The 14,744-nt window shown below is 67.0% G+C and carries 18 protein-coding genes; 8 read left to right on the top strand and 10 right to left on the bottom strand.

Features of this window, described 5'->3' with window-relative positions; genetic code table 11:
• Positions 1 to 34: 34 nt before the first annotated feature.
• On the bottom strand, positions 35 to 412 hold the full coding sequence (locus CVN68_RS10480) for a hypothetical protein (protein ID WP_199560259.1): 378 nt from the start codon (positions 410 to 412) through the stop codon (positions 35 to 37).
• Positions 413 to 532: 120 nt separating this feature from the next.
• On the opposite strand from CVN68_RS10480, the gene CVN68_RS10475 reads away from it, so the two are divergent.
• The gene (locus CVN68_RS10475) at positions 533 to 1,315 is read left to right on the top strand and encodes a helix-turn-helix domain-containing protein (protein WP_100282161.1); all 783 of its coding nucleotides are present in this window, start codon (positions 533 to 535) and stop codon (positions 1,313 to 1,315) included.
• Positions 1,316 to 1,345: 30 nt separating this feature from the next.
• Here the strand turns inward: CVN68_RS10475 and CVN68_RS10470 are convergent, their stop codons facing one another.
• Genes CVN68_RS10470 through CVN68_RS10450 form a run of 5 tightly spaced genes read right to left on the bottom strand, consistent with a single transcriptional unit; the run spans position 1,346 to position 7,364 of the window.
• Positions 1,346 to 2,188, bottom strand: coding sequence for a peptidoglycan-binding domain-containing protein (locus CVN68_RS10470; protein WP_199560258.1), 843 nt, complete (start codon positions 2,186 to 2,188; stop codon positions 1,346 to 1,348).
• Between the two features lie 57 nt (positions 2,189 to 2,245).
• A complete protein-coding gene (locus CVN68_RS10465; RefSeq protein ID WP_407695549.1) occupies positions 2,246 to 4,804 on the bottom strand; it encodes an HWE histidine kinase domain-containing protein in 2,559 nt (852 codons plus the stop codon).
• Complete coding sequence (locus tag CVN68_RS10460; protein ID WP_100282159.1) at positions 4,801 to 5,376, bottom strand: biliverdin-producing heme oxygenase; 576 nt, start codon at positions 5,374 to 5,376, stop codon at positions 4,801 to 4,803. Before CVN68_RS10460 ends, CVN68_RS10465 begins: the two co-directional genes overlap by 4 nt.
• On the bottom strand, positions 5,373 to 6,683 hold the full coding sequence (gene purB, locus CVN68_RS10455; protein WP_100282158.1) for an adenylosuccinate lyase: 1,311 nt from the start codon (positions 6,681 to 6,683) through the stop codon (positions 5,373 to 5,375). The genes CVN68_RS10460 and purB overlap by 4 nt, the downstream gene beginning before the upstream one ends.
• A gap of 45 nt (positions 6,684 to 6,728) precedes the next feature.
• Positions 6,729 to 7,364: a DUF1287 domain-containing protein gene (locus tag CVN68_RS10450; RefSeq protein ID WP_100282157.1), complete on the bottom strand. Its 636-nt coding sequence runs from the start codon at positions 7,362 to 7,364 to the stop codon at positions 6,729 to 6,731.
• 588 nt (positions 7,365 to 7,952) lie between these two features.
• Between CVN68_RS10450 and CVN68_RS10440 the strand changes: the two genes are divergently transcribed.
• Complete coding sequence (locus CVN68_RS10440; protein ID WP_100282155.1) at positions 7,953 to 8,180, top strand: EF-hand domain-containing protein; 228 nt, start codon at positions 7,953 to 7,955, stop codon at positions 8,178 to 8,180.
• 96 nt (positions 8,181 to 8,276) lie between these two features.
• On the opposite strand, the gene CVN68_RS10435 is transcribed toward CVN68_RS10440, so the two are convergent.
• From CVN68_RS10435 to CVN68_RS10420, 4 genes are all read right to left on the bottom strand, one after another.
• Positions 8,277 to 8,708, bottom strand: coding sequence for a DUF5990 family protein (locus tag CVN68_RS10435; RefSeq protein WP_100282154.1), 432 nt, complete (start codon positions 8,706 to 8,708; stop codon positions 8,277 to 8,279).
• Positions 8,709 to 8,774: 66 nt separating this feature from the next.
• Positions 8,775 to 9,455, bottom strand: coding sequence for a RadC family protein (radC, locus tag CVN68_RS10430; RefSeq protein WP_100282153.1), 681 nt, complete (start codon positions 9,453 to 9,455; stop codon positions 8,775 to 8,777).
• A gap of 14 nt (positions 9,456 to 9,469) precedes the next feature.
• Positions 9,470 to 10,699, bottom strand: a complete 1,230-nt coding sequence (locus tag CVN68_RS10425; RefSeq protein ID WP_100282152.1) for an esterase-like activity of phytase family protein — start codon at positions 10,697 to 10,699, stop codon at positions 9,470 to 9,472.
• Positions 10,700 to 10,745: 46 nt separating this feature from the next.
• Positions 10,746 to 11,432 (bottom strand): hypothetical protein, encoded by a 687-nt coding sequence (locus tag CVN68_RS10420; protein WP_158298828.1) that lies wholly within the window; start codon positions 11,430 to 11,432, stop codon positions 10,746 to 10,748.
• A gap of 321 nt (positions 11,433 to 11,753) precedes the next feature.
• Here CVN68_RS10420 and CVN68_RS10415 point away from each other — a divergent pair, with 321 nt between their 5' ends.
• The 6 genes from CVN68_RS10415 to CVN68_RS10390 all read left to right on the top strand — a co-directional run bounded on the left by CVN68_RS10415 (position 11,754) and on the right by CVN68_RS10390 (position 14,658).
• A complete protein-coding gene (locus CVN68_RS10415; protein WP_100282150.1) occupies positions 11,754 to 12,071 on the top strand; it encodes an AtpZ/AtpI family protein in 318 nt (105 codons plus the stop codon).
• 39 nt (positions 12,072 to 12,110) lie between these two features.
• The gene (locus CVN68_RS10410) at positions 12,111 to 12,893 is read left to right on the top strand and encodes a F0F1 ATP synthase subunit A (RefSeq protein WP_199560257.1); all 783 of its coding nucleotides are present in this window, start codon (positions 12,111 to 12,113) and stop codon (positions 12,891 to 12,893) included.
• A gap of 45 nt (positions 12,894 to 12,938) precedes the next feature.
• Entirely contained in the window at positions 12,939 to 13,166 is a 228-nt protein-coding gene (locus tag CVN68_RS10405; RefSeq protein WP_044330387.1) for a F0F1 ATP synthase subunit C, read from the top strand.
• 51 nt (positions 13,167 to 13,217) lie between these two features.
• On the top strand, positions 13,218 to 13,709 hold the full coding sequence (locus tag CVN68_RS10400) for a F0F1 ATP synthase subunit B family protein (protein ID WP_100282149.1): 492 nt from the start codon (positions 13,218 to 13,220) through the stop codon (positions 13,707 to 13,709).
• Positions 13,702 to 14,352 carry a F0F1 ATP synthase subunit B family protein gene (locus CVN68_RS10395; RefSeq protein ID WP_100282148.1) on the top strand — a complete coding sequence of 217 codons (651 nt, stop codon included), beginning with the start codon at positions 13,702 to 13,704 and terminating at the stop codon, positions 14,350 to 14,352. The genes CVN68_RS10400 and CVN68_RS10395 overlap by 8 nt, the downstream gene beginning before the upstream one ends.
• Positions 14,353 to 14,418: 66 nt before the next feature.
• On the top strand, positions 14,419 to 14,658 hold the full coding sequence (locus CVN68_RS10390) for a hypothetical protein (RefSeq protein ID WP_100282147.1): 240 nt from the start codon (positions 14,419 to 14,421) through the stop codon (positions 14,656 to 14,658).
• Positions 14,659 to 14,744 lie beyond the last annotated feature (86 nt).

The raw sequence follows: 14,744 nt of genomic DNA, 5'->3' as shown, positions 1-14,744 counted from the left end.
CGGTCTTGGGCCGGGGTGACGACCGTTCCCGGGTTCACACGTTGACGCGTGCTTCACCGCCGAGCGCATGGAACTGAAGCGCGGCAATTGCGCCCACGGCCAACGCCTGCCCGGCGACGAATGCGATGCCGAGCGCATTGGGCTGCACCAGCGCAATCGCGCCGAAGCTGGCCGCGACCCATGCCACATTGAGGCCTGCGACGAGCGCCACCGGCCAGCCACCGCCCTGTCGCGCGGCCCAGAGCACGAACAATGCGAACGGGAACAGGACGATACCGGCTTCGCGCAGCAGCGGTACGGGCAAATCGGTGAGTCCGGCGATCGGGCCCGCGGCGGCCACGAGCAATGCGCCCATGGCGAGGCAGGTGGCGGCGTCGAACAGCATCACCGGACGGAGGAGTTTGTCGGTCATCATCGGGTCTCCCTTGCTTGAGTGCCCCAAGCATGGCGATGGCGCGCCGCAGGTCGATTACCCGACAGGTAATGGAATGCGCGTCGCCGCGGCGGTAACGAGAGTGAAAGGGAGAGCGCAATGGGCACGCAGCAGATTCGGCCGCTCGGCGAGCAGATCAGGCATTGGCGCCAGCGGCGCCGGCTGAGCCAGATGGATCTCGCGCTCGATGCGGAAATCTCGACCCGGCATCTGAGCTTCATCGAAACCGGGCGGGCGCAGCCGAGCCGCGAGATGGTGCTGCTGCTCGCCGAGCAGCTCGAAGTGCCCTTGCGCGAGCGCAATGCAATGCTGCTCGGGGCGGGCTATGCGCCGGTCTTCTCGGAGCGGCCGCTCGACGACCCGCAACTCGCGCCGGCGCGGCGCGCAGTCGAACTGGTGCTCAAGGGGCACGAGCCCTTTCCGGCGCTGGCGATCGACCGGCACTGGCACATGATCGCCGCCAACGCCGCGGTGGCGCCGCTGCTGGACGGCGTGGCGGACTTCCTGCTCGAAGGACCGATCAACGTGCTGCGGCTGAGCCTGCATCCCGAAGGGTTGGCGCCGCGCATCCTCAATCTGGGCGAGTGGCGCGCGCACTTGCTCGAGCGGCTGCGGCGGCAGGCATGGCTGACCAGCGACCCCGCACTGGCAGCGCTGCTCGACGAGCTTTGCGGCTATCCCTCGTCCGAGGGGAGCGGCGATATCGACGGGTTCGGGGATGTGGCGGTGCCGCTCAGGCTGGAATCGCCGCGGGGCGAATTGCGCTTCTTCAGCACGACGACGGTATTCGGTACGCCGCGCGACGTGACGCTCGACGAACTGGCGATCGAGGCATTCTTCCCTGCCGACGCGGAGACGCTGGCGCGGCTTTCTGCGGGATAGTCGCTATGTTTCGCAGGTTGAAGCCCGCGATCAACGCCCGTCGTCGCTCCAATGCGGCGGATCGGAGACGAGCTTGCGCACGCCATAGGTCGCGCCGATCGCGTGGAGGTCCTTGTTGGTGTCGCCCGATCGCGGTGCGCCCAGCGCGCGCAGTTTGCCCGCCTTGTCGCGGAGCTGGATCGTCCCCGCCCAGCCGATCGTCATGTCGATCGCGCGGCCCTCGATGTGGCGCGAAGTGAGCGACGGCTGGAAGGCGATGCCGAACAGGTCAACCATCTCCTGTGCACCCTGCTTCGAGCGCGCGAGGTCCTTATGGTCCCATTTGATCGCGCAGCCGGGGATGGCGGGCACGTCCTTCGGCACGATCGAACCGTGCGCGATGCGCCAGCTATAGTGCATCAGCTGCGCGCGGGTGCGGTTGCGGCGGGTGGCGGAGACCTTCACGGTCGCGCCGGCCTCCCGCAGCGCTTCGATGAAATCAGTGACGGCGTCGCGGAAGGCCGGGACGAGATCGCCGATCGCCGCGCTGTTGGGAAATCTGGCCTGATTGGCGTGCCACCATGCCGCGCCGCTGAGCACCGCTGTGGGTGTGGGTGTGGGTGTGGGTGCTGGAGCGGGGGCGTTTGCCGTGCGGGTCGACAGCGCACTCCACGTCCTGCCGCCAGGATCGATGCGGCCGTCTGGCTTGGTCGCGCCGAGCACGCGGGTCTGGAATGCCTCGATCGCGGCGATGGTAAGCGGGCCGCAATTGCCGGTGGTCGGCAGCAGCTTCTGGCCGGTGTCGCCGAGCCAGTCGTTGAGCAGATGCTGAACGACGAGGACGTCGGCGATCTCGTTGCTCGCGCCTTTGCCCACCGATGCACCGATCGCCACTGCCATTCCCCTCTTTGCCCGGGAGCAAGATAGGGTCGAATACCCGCTGGCGAAAGCTCAGCGCGGGCGCAATGCCTGGCCGAGCGCGTAAGCGAGGCTGGCGAGCGTGTACGGCTTCTGGATCACCTGGACGCCCTCGTGCTCGGGGGGCAGGCGGAGCTGTTCGCCATAGCCGGTGGCGAAGACATAGGGCACGGCCTTCGCACGCAGCGCATCGGCGATCGACAGGCTGGTCTCGTTGCCGAGATTGACGTCGAGAACCGCGATCTCGAATGCGTCGCGGTCGATTTCCTGCTGCGCCTGGCGGATGCTCGCCGCGGTGACCACACGCGCGGCGCCAAGCCGTACGAGGATGTCCTCGGCGTCCATTGCGATGATCAGGCTGTCTTCGACGAGCAAGGCCGCGCCGGTAAGCACGTCGCGGGGGACCTCGCTGTCGCTGGTGATGCCGACCGCAGCGGCGGGCGTGCGCGCGGGATCGTCGGCGACGACATGACGGGCAGGAATGCAGAAATCGGCCTCGAGCCCGGTAAGGGCGTAACGCACTTCGGCCTTGCCGCCGAGATCATAGGGAATCGAGCGCTGGATGATCGTAGTGCCGAAGCCCTGCCGCTTGGGAGGCTGGACCGCGGGCCCGCCGCGCTCGCGCCATTCGATCTGTAAATCGCCTTCGTCGTCGAGCTGCCATTCGACCAGCACGCTGCCGCTGTCCGACAGCGCACCATATTTGGCGGAGTTGGTCATCAGCTCGTGGAAGACCAGAGCGAGCGTCGAGAACGCATGGGGGAGGAGCAGGACGCCGGGGCCGGCGCAGACGAGGCGCTGGCTCTTGCCCGCGAGATAGGCTGCGGCCTCGGTTTCGATGAGGCGGCGGAGCGGCGCGGCGCTCCAATTGTCTTGGGTGATCTGGTCGTGCGCGCGTGCGAGGCTTTCGATCCGGCCCTCGAGCAGCGAAATGGTGCTGCGCGTGTCGGCCTGCGGGTCGAGCGACTGGCGGACCAGCCCGCGGATCAGGCTGAGGATGTTGCGGACGCGGTGGTTGAGCTCGGCGATGAGCAGCTCCTGCCGCTCCGAGAAGCGGCGGCGCTCCTCCTGCGCATCGTCCGAGAGACGCAGCACGACTTCGATCATCGAGACGCGCAGCATCTCGGCGATGCGGATTTCCGAGGCCGAAAAGGGCGTGGCGCGGCCGCGCACTTCCTGGCTCCATAGTTCGAAGCTCTTGCGCGGAGTGAGGCGCGGTCCGTTGGGGCCAAGCTGGGCGGGCTTGTGCGGATCGCCGGCCCATTTGACCGTGCGCACCATTTCCTGCCGGAATAGCAATACGTAATCGCGGGGGGACCGCGAGATCGGAATGGCGAGCATGCCGGCGGCCACGTCGCCATATGCCTCGGCGGAGGCCAAGGTCTCGGCGAGGCGGTCGGTTGCGAAGATGCGGCCTGCGGCCATGGCGTTGAGCCGGCGGACGAGCGCGGGAAAGGCATCGGGCGGCGGCGTCAGGCCGCTATGCGAACATTTGCCGTCGACCCAGATCGCAATCCCGTCGCACGGCACGGTCTCGCGCAGCATCGCGGCGAGCCAGTCGGGATTGTCGAGCAGGGTCGCGTCGCCGGCCACCGCGGCGAGTAGCCGGTCGCTGCTCGCGCGGGCGCGCGTCTCATAGGCCTGAAGCTCGCGGCGCTCGCGGCTCTCGAGCTTTAGCGCGAACATCTGGCCGAACAATTCGGCGATCGAGCGCCGCTCGAAGCTCGGGCGACGGGCGCTGTAATGGTGGCAGGCGAACAGCCCCCAGAGCTGTCCCCCGGCGATGATCGAGATCGACAGGGACGCGCCGACCCCCATGTTTCTGAGATATTCGATGTGAATCGGCGAGACCGAGCGCAGCACCGACAGCGACAGATCGATCGCCGCCCCCCTCTCGTCGAGCCGCGGCAGGATCGGCACCGGATCGGCTTCGACATCGGCGATGATGCGGAACGGCGTGCGGACATAGAGTTTGCGCGCCTGTTGCGGAATGTCCGAAGCCGGATAGCGCAGATCGAGGAAGCTGCCGATGCCGGCGCGGGCGGCCTCGGCGACGACTTCGCCCGAACCGTCGCGATCGAAGCGATAGACCATCACCCGATCGAAGCCGGTCAGCGCGCGGACCTGTCGGGCGCCTTCGCGGTAAAAGGCGGCGCCGTCGTCGGTCGCGTCGAGCCGCGCCATCATCGCGCGGATCGCCGAGCCTGCATCGGTGGCGACTTCGTCGCTGCTGTCCTCACCCTCGACGATGATCAGGTCGCCGATCATGTGGAGTGCGAAATCCATGCGGCGGCCATTGGGAAGCGTAAGACCGAACATCCGCTCGACCGAGTCAGGCCCGCGTAGCATCGCGAGCCGGTTGCGCAGCGTGTGTACGGCGCGCTCGCCGAACAGGGGGATCGCCGAGCCGCCGAGCAGCTCGTCCGCCTCGACGCCGAAGAACTGGTCGATGTTGGCCGAGGCGCGGCGGATCAGCCAGTCGGTCGACAAAGCGAGCAGGAACCCGAAGGGCTGGATCGCCCCGAGTTCGTGGATCGGCTCGCGATCGCAATTGGTGAGGTCGACGACCTGATCGCTATCCGCCAAGTTCAGCCTTTCGCCCAGCGGTTCGCCGACTGCTCAAAGGCCGAGAACACATTGCGCGCGGCGACCAGGGCGGACTGGAGTTGGGCGGGCTGATAGAGGATCGTGCCGAGCCGGGCCAGCAAATTGCGCCAGTTCTCAGGCGGTTGATCTGCATCAAGATAGGCGCGGGGGAAGCCGGGCGGCAGCTGACGGGCGAGGAAGCGTCCGCCGAGCCGGGAGCCTTCGAGGACGTAGAGCGTGCCGGCGATGGCGGCTTCATCCCATTCGTCATCCCGGCGGAGGCCGGGATCTCGGGCAACGGGCTGCGTCGATTGCGGCAGGAGGTCCCGGCTTTCGCCGGGATGACGGAGGAACGCCAAATCCTCGCGCAGCAGCGCGCCGCGCTTGCGCCCTTCCCAATCTGGCACGATCCGCTCGCCGGGGAGGGCTTCCTCCAGCGGCAGCAGCACTTCGGCATGCGCGCGCAGGAACGCCGCATAGCTGTCGCGATCGGTCAGGTCGAACGCCGCGAAGGCGGCGTCGACCCGTTCATGTGCCTCGGCTGTGCCGGCGCGGAGTGTCTTGTGGACTGGGTTCAAGCGAAGACGCGGTCGAAGATCGTATCGACTTGCTGGAAGTGATAGCCGAGGTCGAATTTGTCCTCGAGTTCCTCGACCGACAGCGCCGCGGTGACTTCCGGATCGGCCTTGAGCAATTCGAGCAGCGAAAGCGCACCGTCGCTCTCCCAGACCTTCATCGCGTTGCGCTGGACGAGGCGGTAGCTGTCCTCGCGGCTGACTCCCGCCTGAGTGAGCGCGAGCAGGACGCGCTGCGAGTGGACGAGTCCGCCCATCCGATCGAGATTCTTCTGCATCCGTGCCGGGTAAACGAGCAATTTGTCCATCACCCCCGAGAGCCGGGCGAGAGCGAAATCGAGCGTGATCGTCGCGTCGGGGCCGATATAGCGCTCGACCGAGGAGTGGCTGATGTCGCGTTCGTGCCACAAAGCGACATTCTCCATCGCGGGGATGGTGGCGCTGCGGACCATGCGGGCGAGGCCGGTGAGATTCTCGGTGAGCACCGGGTTGCGCTTGTGCGGCATCGCCGACGAGCCCTTCTGGCCGGGCGAGAAATATTCCTCGGCCTCGAGCACCTCGGTGCGCTGCAAATGGCGGATTTCGGTGGCGAGGCGCTCGATCGACGAGGCGATCACGCCCAACGTGGCGAAGAACATCGCGTGGCGATCGCGCGGGATCACCTGCGTCGAGACAGGCTCGATCGCGAGACCCAGCTTCTCCGCGACATGCGCTTCGACGCGCGGATCGATATTGGCGAACGTGCCGACCGCGCCCGAGATCGCGCAGGTGGCGATGTCGGCGCGGGCGGCGACGAGGCGGGCGCGGTTGCGCTTGAACTCGGCATAGGCCTCGGCGAGCTTGAGCCCGAACGTGACCGGTTCGGCATGGATTCCGTGGCTGCGGCCGATCGTCGGGGTGAGCTTGTGCTCAAAAGCGCGGCGCTTGAGGATTTCGAGCAATTGATCGAGATCGGCGATCAGGATATCCGCGGCGCGGGCGAGCTGAACCGCGAGGCAGGTGTCGAGCACGTCCGAGCTGGTCATGCCCTGGTGCATGAAGCGCGCTTCGTCGCCGACCTGCTCGGCGACCCAGGTGAGGAAGGCGATGACGTCGTGCCTGGTGACGGCTTCGATCGCGTCGATCGCGGCGACATCGATCACCGGCTTGGTCGCCCACCAGTCCCACAAGGCCTTGGCTGCCGATTTGGGCACCACGCCGAGTTCGGCGAGCGCCTCGGTCGCGTGCGCCTCGATCTCGAACCAGATACGGAAACGGGCCTCGGGGGACCAGATCGCAGTCATTTCGGGCCGCGAGTAACGGGGAACCATTGGATGCCTTTCGCCGGGGGTTGGCGCGCCGATAGCAAGCGGGCTCTAGACTTTCCAGCGGAAGCGGCCGGTGATCGGCCAGGCGAGCAGCGCATCCTCCTCGCGCGCGCCGCGGCCGACGTTGTGGAGGATCATCGGGCCGCGGGCGCCGGGCCGGTCGGAGACCAGTCCGATATGGGTGGCGGTACCGCCGATGATCGACGTGAAGATATCGCCCGGCTGCCAACCCCTGCCGTCAGCCGGGATGGGCAATTCGGCGCCCATCCGGGCGAGGAAGCGCGCGAGATTGGGCACGCGGCGGTGATCGATGTTGCGATCGGGGCGCCGCAGGCCCCATTTCTTCGGATAAGCGGCGAAGGCCTTGCGCATATCGGCGTTGACCAGCGCTTGCAGATCGATCCCGAAGGCGTCGCGATAGGCGCGGATCACCACGTCGGTGCACACGCCCTTCTCGCGCGGGACGTCGCCGTTGGGGAAGGGAAGGACCGTGTAGGCCGGGTCATAATGCAGCGTGACGCCGACCTGACTGCGCGCGGCGGCGAGGAGCTTGCCGGCGGGATCGCTGGACGAGAGGCGCGGATCGGCAATGGCGGCGGGCGCCCGCGCGGCGCCGCAGCCGGCGAGTCCGGCTGCCATGCCGAGGAGCAGGGTTCTACGGTCGATCATGGCCTTGTTCTGCATCAGCCGTGGCAAGGACGCCACAGGGCAACTGAAATGCGATGAGATGGCCCACCGCAGGGATGAGCTGCGCTGCCTGAGGAACTAGCTTTCGAGTTCATCTGTTCATGTTTGTGAATAGCGACAGTTTCTCTGCTCCGCCAGCGTAGATCGGCTGGAGCAAACAACAGGAGTCCGATCGATGCTGAAGACAGTTTTTCTTGCCACGTCTATGCTTGTTGCTGCGCCAGCCTTTGCGCAGGACAAGCCTGCAGCCGAATCTAGTCAGACACAGCCACAGACCGCGCCCTCGACTCAGTCGAAGCCGGAAACTCCGGCGACGACCGACGATGCCGCGCCGGGCACGCAGGGCTCGGGCACGGTGGAGCAGGCCCCCGCCGCGGCGCCCCCCCGGCTACCGAGGCTGCACAGCCCACGCCGACCCATCCGGGGACTCCGGCGCAACCCGCGACGCCGGCCCAGCCGGGCACGGCGCCGGCCAAGCCTGCGACGCCCGCCCAGCCGGGTGCCACGCCGTCAAACACCGGAACCACGGGTGCCGGCACCGCAGCGACGCAGCCGGCGACCACGCCGGAACAGGTCGGCCAGGCCGTGGGTCGCGATTTCGGCACCTATGACAAGGACGCCAATGGCAGCCTGAGCCAGGCCGAGTTCGGCGTCTGGGTGAGCGGCCTGCGCAAGGCTTCGGAGCCTGCTTTCGCGCCGGGTTCTGCAGACGCCAATGTCTGGGTCGGGCAGGCCTTCGCACAAGCCGATGCCGACAAGAACAAGTCGGTTAGTCAGGCTGAGGTTACGAACTTCCTGACGCCCAAGAAATAAGCCCCCGCGCCGCACGCATGGCGCACCTCCCGGGCGGCCGTCGGATTTGTCTCCGGCGGCCGTTTTGGCGTCTGCCCCTTCCGGCTGGCGCGAGAGTCAGCGCTCGACGAGGCGTCGCGCGGTGGGCCTGACCGTGGCGCAGGCGGGAGTGCCGTCTCCGGCGGTGCCGAGGATCGTCATTTCGATGACGCCGCCGGTTCGGGCTGCGCGATCCAGCAGGTCGCCGTCAATGTCGTGGATGTCGATCTTCATCCGCCGAGACCAGGGCGAGAAAGCGTCGCCAGCCATCTTGCCGATTCGGACATAGACAAAGCGCCGCACCGGCCCCTCGCGCCGCACCTGATCGCCGAAGAATTTGGGGCCGGGACCCACGCGGATCGGGAAGTCGAACCGAAGCGTCTCACCCTCGCGCGAACATTTCGGATCGAGCGGCTGGTCATCCTTGGCCTGCAGGCTGTGGAACACGCCGATGACGGGGTGCTCGACCATGATTCGCAAAGCGATCTCGATCTGATCTGCCCGTGCCATGCGGATTGATAGCCCGACGCGGCGATAGGGGAAAGCGGGCGCCTGCCACTGCTCGCCGGACGCACGCTAGATCAGTCCCTGCGCGCGCAGGCTGGTATGGCCTTCGGCGCCCAATATGATGTGATCGTGCACGGCGATGCCGAGGCGCTTGCCCGCTTCGGCGACCTGGCGGGTGATCTCGATGTCGGCGCGGCTGGGGGAGGGATCGCCCGACGGGTGGTTGTGGACGAGGATGATCGCGGCCGAGCCGAGATCGATCGCGCGGCGGATCACCTCGCGGACATAGACGGGGGCTTCGTCGAGCGAGCCTTCGTTCATCAGCTCGTCGCGGATCAGCATGTTGCGCCCATTGAGATGGAGCACGCGGACGCGCTCGATCGCGTGATGCGCCATCTCGGCGCGGAGATAATCGAGCAAAGCCTGCCAATTGGCGAGGACCGGGCGCGCGGCGACCTGATCGCGCAGCAGGCGTAATGCGGCGGCGTGGGCCGCCTTGAGTGCGGCGACACTGGTCTCGCCCATTCCGGGAACGCGGGCGAGTGCCTCGGCATCCGCGGTGAGCAGCCCGGCGATCCCGCCGAACTCGGTGAGCAGTGCCTTGGCGAGCGGCTTGGTGTCGCGGCGCGGGATGGCCAGCGCGAGGAGATATTCGATCAGTTCGTGATCGAGCAGCGCATCCGGCCCGCCCTCGAACAGGCGCTGGCGCAGGCGGGCGCGGTGTCCTGTGTTGTCGGGCTCGGTCGCCATGCCGCCTGTATAAATCAGCGCGCCGGCAAGTCGAACGGCAAGTCGATCCGCCAGAAGCGCGTCGCCACACCCTCGGTGCCGAAGTCATTGTCGTTGACCAGCAGCAACTGGCGGGGCGAGAGCATGACCATGCCCTCGAGGTCGGCATCGATCTCGGGAAAATCGTCGGTCGAGAGGATCAGTGTCTTGGCGAGCACGGGGAGGTCGAGATCGCCGGTGCCGCTCAATTCCTCGATCGTGGGGCGGGTGTCGGGATCGAGGTGCCGCGGATCGAGCGCGGCGCCGGAGTCGAGGTCGACGGCGTAGAGCTTGGTGGTCAGCGATCCGCGCTCGAGCACGAGCAGCAAGTTCCGACCCAGCACGGTGAGTTCGCTGACCTTGATGTCGGCGCGGTCGAGATCGCCCGCGGCCTGATCGCGCGCGAAGCTGCGCGGCGGATCGAGAGGATAGAGATATTGCGCGGTCACGCGTTCGGTGGCGGTGTCGAGCGCCCAGAGGCGGACGTGACGTGCGCGGCGGTGCGCGGCGACATCGGGATGGGCGAGCGGGCTCTGGAAGGCGAGATAGAGCGCGGCGCCGTCGTCGGAGAGCGCCAGCGCCTCGAAACCGCGGTTGAGGCGGCGGCGGGCGGCGAGCGCGGGCAGGCTGTCGCGGATCGGATAGGCGGCCTCGGCGAACCAGTCGGCGCAGCCTTCGGGCACCAGCCGTGCGCCGACGGTGCCGTCGGGCGCGACGCGGAGCAGCGAGGGGCCATATTCCTCGCCGATCCAGAAGCTGCCGTCGCGCGCAACGGCGACGCCTTCGGTGTCGGCGCCGGACGGATCGGGGGCGAGCAGCGTGCCGTCGAGCGCGACCGCGGGCTCGCGCTCGGTAAGGCCCCAGGGCGGCGGCAGGCCCGAGAGGGGATCGCCGGCCGGCGTGCGCAGGGGCAGGGTGCGCAGGATCGTCACACGGTCACCCTCGATCGCGAGCTCGGACAGCGCCGGCCCGATGGCGAGGCTTGGCATCACCTTGGCGCCATCGGCCTCGCCATGCGCGGCAAGGTGGTCGAGCCCGTAGCGGCGGACGGCGAGCTTCACCTTGAGATTGGGGCCGCGGTCGCCGATCGCCCAGATGCTGCCGTCGTCGCCGCGCGCGAGGCCGGAGCCGAGGCCGCGGACGATCTGGAGCGCGCCGCCGGGCAAAGCGAGCGTCTCCAGGATTTCGTCCGTAAAAGCGAGCGGCGTGGCAGTCGGGCGGGTCATCCCGAAAACCTGCCCGCCGCCGCGATTGGAGGCAAGCGCTCCGGCGTCAGGAATGCGCAGTCATGAATGCCAGCACGCGTTCCGCCTGGTCTGCCGGGAGCCCATCGAGCGCCTGGGTGAGGATCACTCCGGTCCGGCACTGATCGGTCTCGCTCAGCGCGCGGGCTCCCGACCCGTCGAGGAAGGCGGCAAGCTGGCGATCGCTCAGGCCCGCGCGCTTCATCTGCGCGACCAGGGCTTCGCTGTCGGCGCGGGAGAGCGTGTCGATCTCGCGCTTCGCGGGCGTTTTCTGGCCGGCTGCGATCGCGCGGAACTGGGCGGCGCCGATATCGGCGAGCAGCTTCTGGACCTTGGGGGAAGGGGTGGTGCCGGGCTTGATCGTGGCGAAGGTATATTGCGCGCAGAGCGTCGGCGATTCCGCCGCAAGTCCGTTGATCAGCGCCGCCTGGCTCTTGCGAAAGGCCTGAAGTTCGGCGGAGGGCGCCAGCGCCAGTTCGCGGATATGCGCCTTGCGGAACACCGCCATCCGGTTGAAGCCGAGCATATTGAGCGAGGCAGGGGTGGCGCCTGCGCGATGTTGCGCGACCATCTCGGCCTTCAATGCGGCATAGTCGGTCGGGAAATACTGGCGAAAGGCCTGGAACATCGTTCCCATGGCCGGATCGTTCTGCACCGCGGTTTCGAACTCGGCTTCGAGTTTCCCCGGGCGGTTCTCAAACGCCTGGAATGCCATTTTGCCGAGGAAAAGCCCGACAACGACCCCGACAAGGCCGATGAGAATCTTGGCTATCGGTCGATTTCGAACTGCGGCCATATTACACCCCTTTGCATCGACGAGAATTTCCATCGCCGTTCCCGGCGGGGCGCCCCTAGCGCGGAAGGTGCATCGCTGTGAAGCCGGGACGGCACATCTGCGCTTTGGGTGGGATCCCGCAGCGTTCGGGCGCCAGTGTTGACTCGGGCCCGAGCCCTTCCTAAAGCGCCCCTGCCTTGGCGGGCTCGCCGTCGGCACATGCGCTTGGACCGCCGGTAACGGCATGAAGGGAGAGGCGAAATGGTCGAGAACGAGCCCGGACTGGACCCCTTGACCGAGGATGCCCGCCTGAACTCGCTCGACGAGCGATTGCGGCGAGCAAAGACGGAAGAGGCGATCAGAACCGGCGCCGTGGATACCAAAGGCGATGCCAGTTATCGCCTCGGGAACCGCGTGCTGGCCGAACTGATTGGCAGCATGGTTGGAGGAGCAGTGATCGGCGCTACGCTCGATTGGCTGCTGGGAACCTCCCCGTGGCTCCTGCTCGTGCTCCTGTTCCTCGGAATCGGCAGCGCGTTCAGGAACATCATCAGGATTTCGAACCAGCGCTCGAAGTGACTCTTCGGGCGCTTTGGCTAATGAAACGGATCAACGCGCGTGGCGGCTGAATCAGGCAAGATCGACCCGATGCACCAGTTCGAGGTGCAGACGATCTGGGACGGCTTCAATGTAGCCGGGCACCAGATCGCCTTCACGAACTCGGCACTGTGGATGTGCATCGCGGCCTTCGTCCTCTGGGCATTCATGCTCGGGGGCATGAAGCGCGCCGTGGTGCCCGGCCGCTGGCAGATGCTGGTCGAGAACTTCACCGGCTTCATCGATTCGATGCTGGCGCAGAATATCGGCAAGGAGGGGCGCACCTACCTCCCTTACGTGTTCTCGCTGTTCATGTTCATCCTGTTCGCCAATGTGCTCGGGCTGTTGCCGCTGGGCCTGGTGGGCATCCACCCATTCACTTTCACCAGCCACTTCACCGTCACCGGCGTGCTGGCGATCATGAGCTTCTCGATCGTGCTGATCGTCGGCTTCTGGAAGCATGGGTTCAAGTTCTTCTCGCTGTTCGTGCCGCACGGCACGCCCTTGTGGCTGATCTGGCTGATCCCCGCGATCGAGTTCGTCAGCTTCATGGTGCGGCCGTTCTCGCTGGGCCTGCGACTGTTCGTCGCGATGATCGCCGGGCACATCCTGTTGAAGGTGCTCGCGGGCTTCGTGATCAACGCCGGCAATGCCGGGCTGATCCCCGGCCTCGGCGTCGGCATCCCCAGCTTCGCGCTGATGGTCGGCATCTCGGCGCTTGAGATCCTCGTCGCCGGCATCCAGGCCTATGTCTTTGCGCTGCTCACGTCGCTGTACATCAACGACGCCGAGCATCTGCACTGAGTTTTTCGTAACGTTATCAACTGAATATACGCAGGAGTTTTAGAAATGGACGCAGAAGCAGCAAAGCTCATCGGTGCGGGTCTCGCGGCGATCGGCGCCGGCATGGCCGCCATCGGTGTGGGCAACGTGTTCGGCAGCTTCCTCGAAGGCGCGCTGCGCAATCCGGGCGCGGCCGACGGCCAGCAGGGCCGTCTGTTCATCGGCTTCGCGGCCGCCGAGCTTCTCGGTCTGCTTGCGTTCGTCGTCGCGATGATCCTGATCTTCGTCGCCTAACATCTCCGGTACGGGCCGGGGCAAGTCCCCGGCCCGCTGGATAGGATAGCAATGCCTCAGATCTCCCAACTCGCCGAAACCTTCGCGTCGCAGCTATTCTGGCTGCTCGTGACGTTCGGCTTCGTCTTCTTCGTCGTGGGCAAGGTGATGCTGCCCAAGGTGCTGTCGACGGTCGATGCGCGCGACCAATCGGTCGCCGGCGACCTCGCCGCTGCCGAGGCGGCGCGTGTCGCTGCCGATCAGGCCGAAGAGAATTGGCGGATCGAGGAAAACGCCGCACGCGAAGGCGCGCAGAAGCGCATCGCCGAGGCGCGGGCGCAGGGCACTGCCGCGGCGGAGAAGCGGCTCGCCGCGGCGCATGCCGAGACCGATGCCCGCATCGCGGCAGCCGAGGCGCAGATCGCCGAGGCGACGACTGCGGCGAGTGCCGAGATCGAGGCAGTGGCGGTCGAAGCCGCGCGCGACATCGTCGCACGCTTCTCGGGCGCCAAGGTAACGGCCGTCGAGGCCAAGAAGGCAGTGAAGGCGGCGCTCAATGGCTGAGGCAGCACATCCGGCGGTGTCGGACACCGTCTCCGAGAACCTGACCGAAGCGAAGCATGGCGAAGGCATGCCGGTGCGCGACACCGGTACGCATGCACTCACCGCCGCCGAAGGCGGCGTCGGCCCGACCGGCACGCATCATCCCGATCCGTCGCTATTCGGGGTGCTCGACGCCACCGTCTGGGTGTCGATCGCGATGGCGGTGTTCCTCCTGATCCTGATCTGGAAGAAGGTGCCGGGTCTGATCACCCGCGGGCTCGACAATCAGATCGCGGCGATCCGCAACCGGCTCGACGAGGCGAAGCAACTTCGCGCCGAGGCCGAGGCGCTGCGCGACGAATATGCGCGGAAGATCGCAGGTGCCGAGGCGCAGGCGCAGGCCATGCTCGCGCATGCCGAGGAAGAGGCCGGGGCCGTGCTCGCCAAGGCCGAGGCCGATGCCACCGAGCTGACAGCGCGCCGCGCGCGGATGGCCGAGGACAAGATCGCCGCCGCCGAGCGCGCCGCGATCCAGGCGGTGCGCGCCAAGGCCGCCGAAGCCGCGACCCGCGCTGCCGCGGCGATCATCGCCGACAAGCACGGTGCCGAGGCCGACAAGGCACTGGTCGACAAGACCATCGCGGGACTCGGCCGACTCAACTGAGCCGCGGGCGCCAAGGGGCGCCCGTCAAGGTCTGGCAGTGCGCCGCTGGCATGCTAAAGCTGCGCCATGGCTTCCAAACGACATGACAAGAAGGCGGTCCCGGACGATCCGGGGCCGGGTGCCACGCGCTGGCTGGGGATCGGCGGCTTTGCCGCGCTCCTGCTGGCGGCGCTTGCGACCTTGCTCGCCTTGCAGCGTGCAAATGATGATCGACGTGCGTCGGAAGACGTCAAAGCCCGTGTCGCTGCCGAGATGAACCGGATCGAGGCCGAAGCCCGGCGGATCGAGCGCGAAGCCTCGAAATGAGCGCAGTCGTACTGGTTGCCGGCGTCACCATGTTCATGACTTGACGTTTACGTAACTTGCTAATGTTTATCATTAGTTGGCGTTAA

It is taken from the genome of Sphingomonas psychrotolerans, assembly GCF_002796605.1.
GTDB classification, from domain to species: domain Bacteria; phylum Pseudomonadota; class Alphaproteobacteria; order Sphingomonadales; family Sphingomonadaceae; genus Sphingomonas; species Sphingomonas psychrotolerans.
This window is presented reverse-complemented; position numbering and strand designations above follow the sequence as displayed.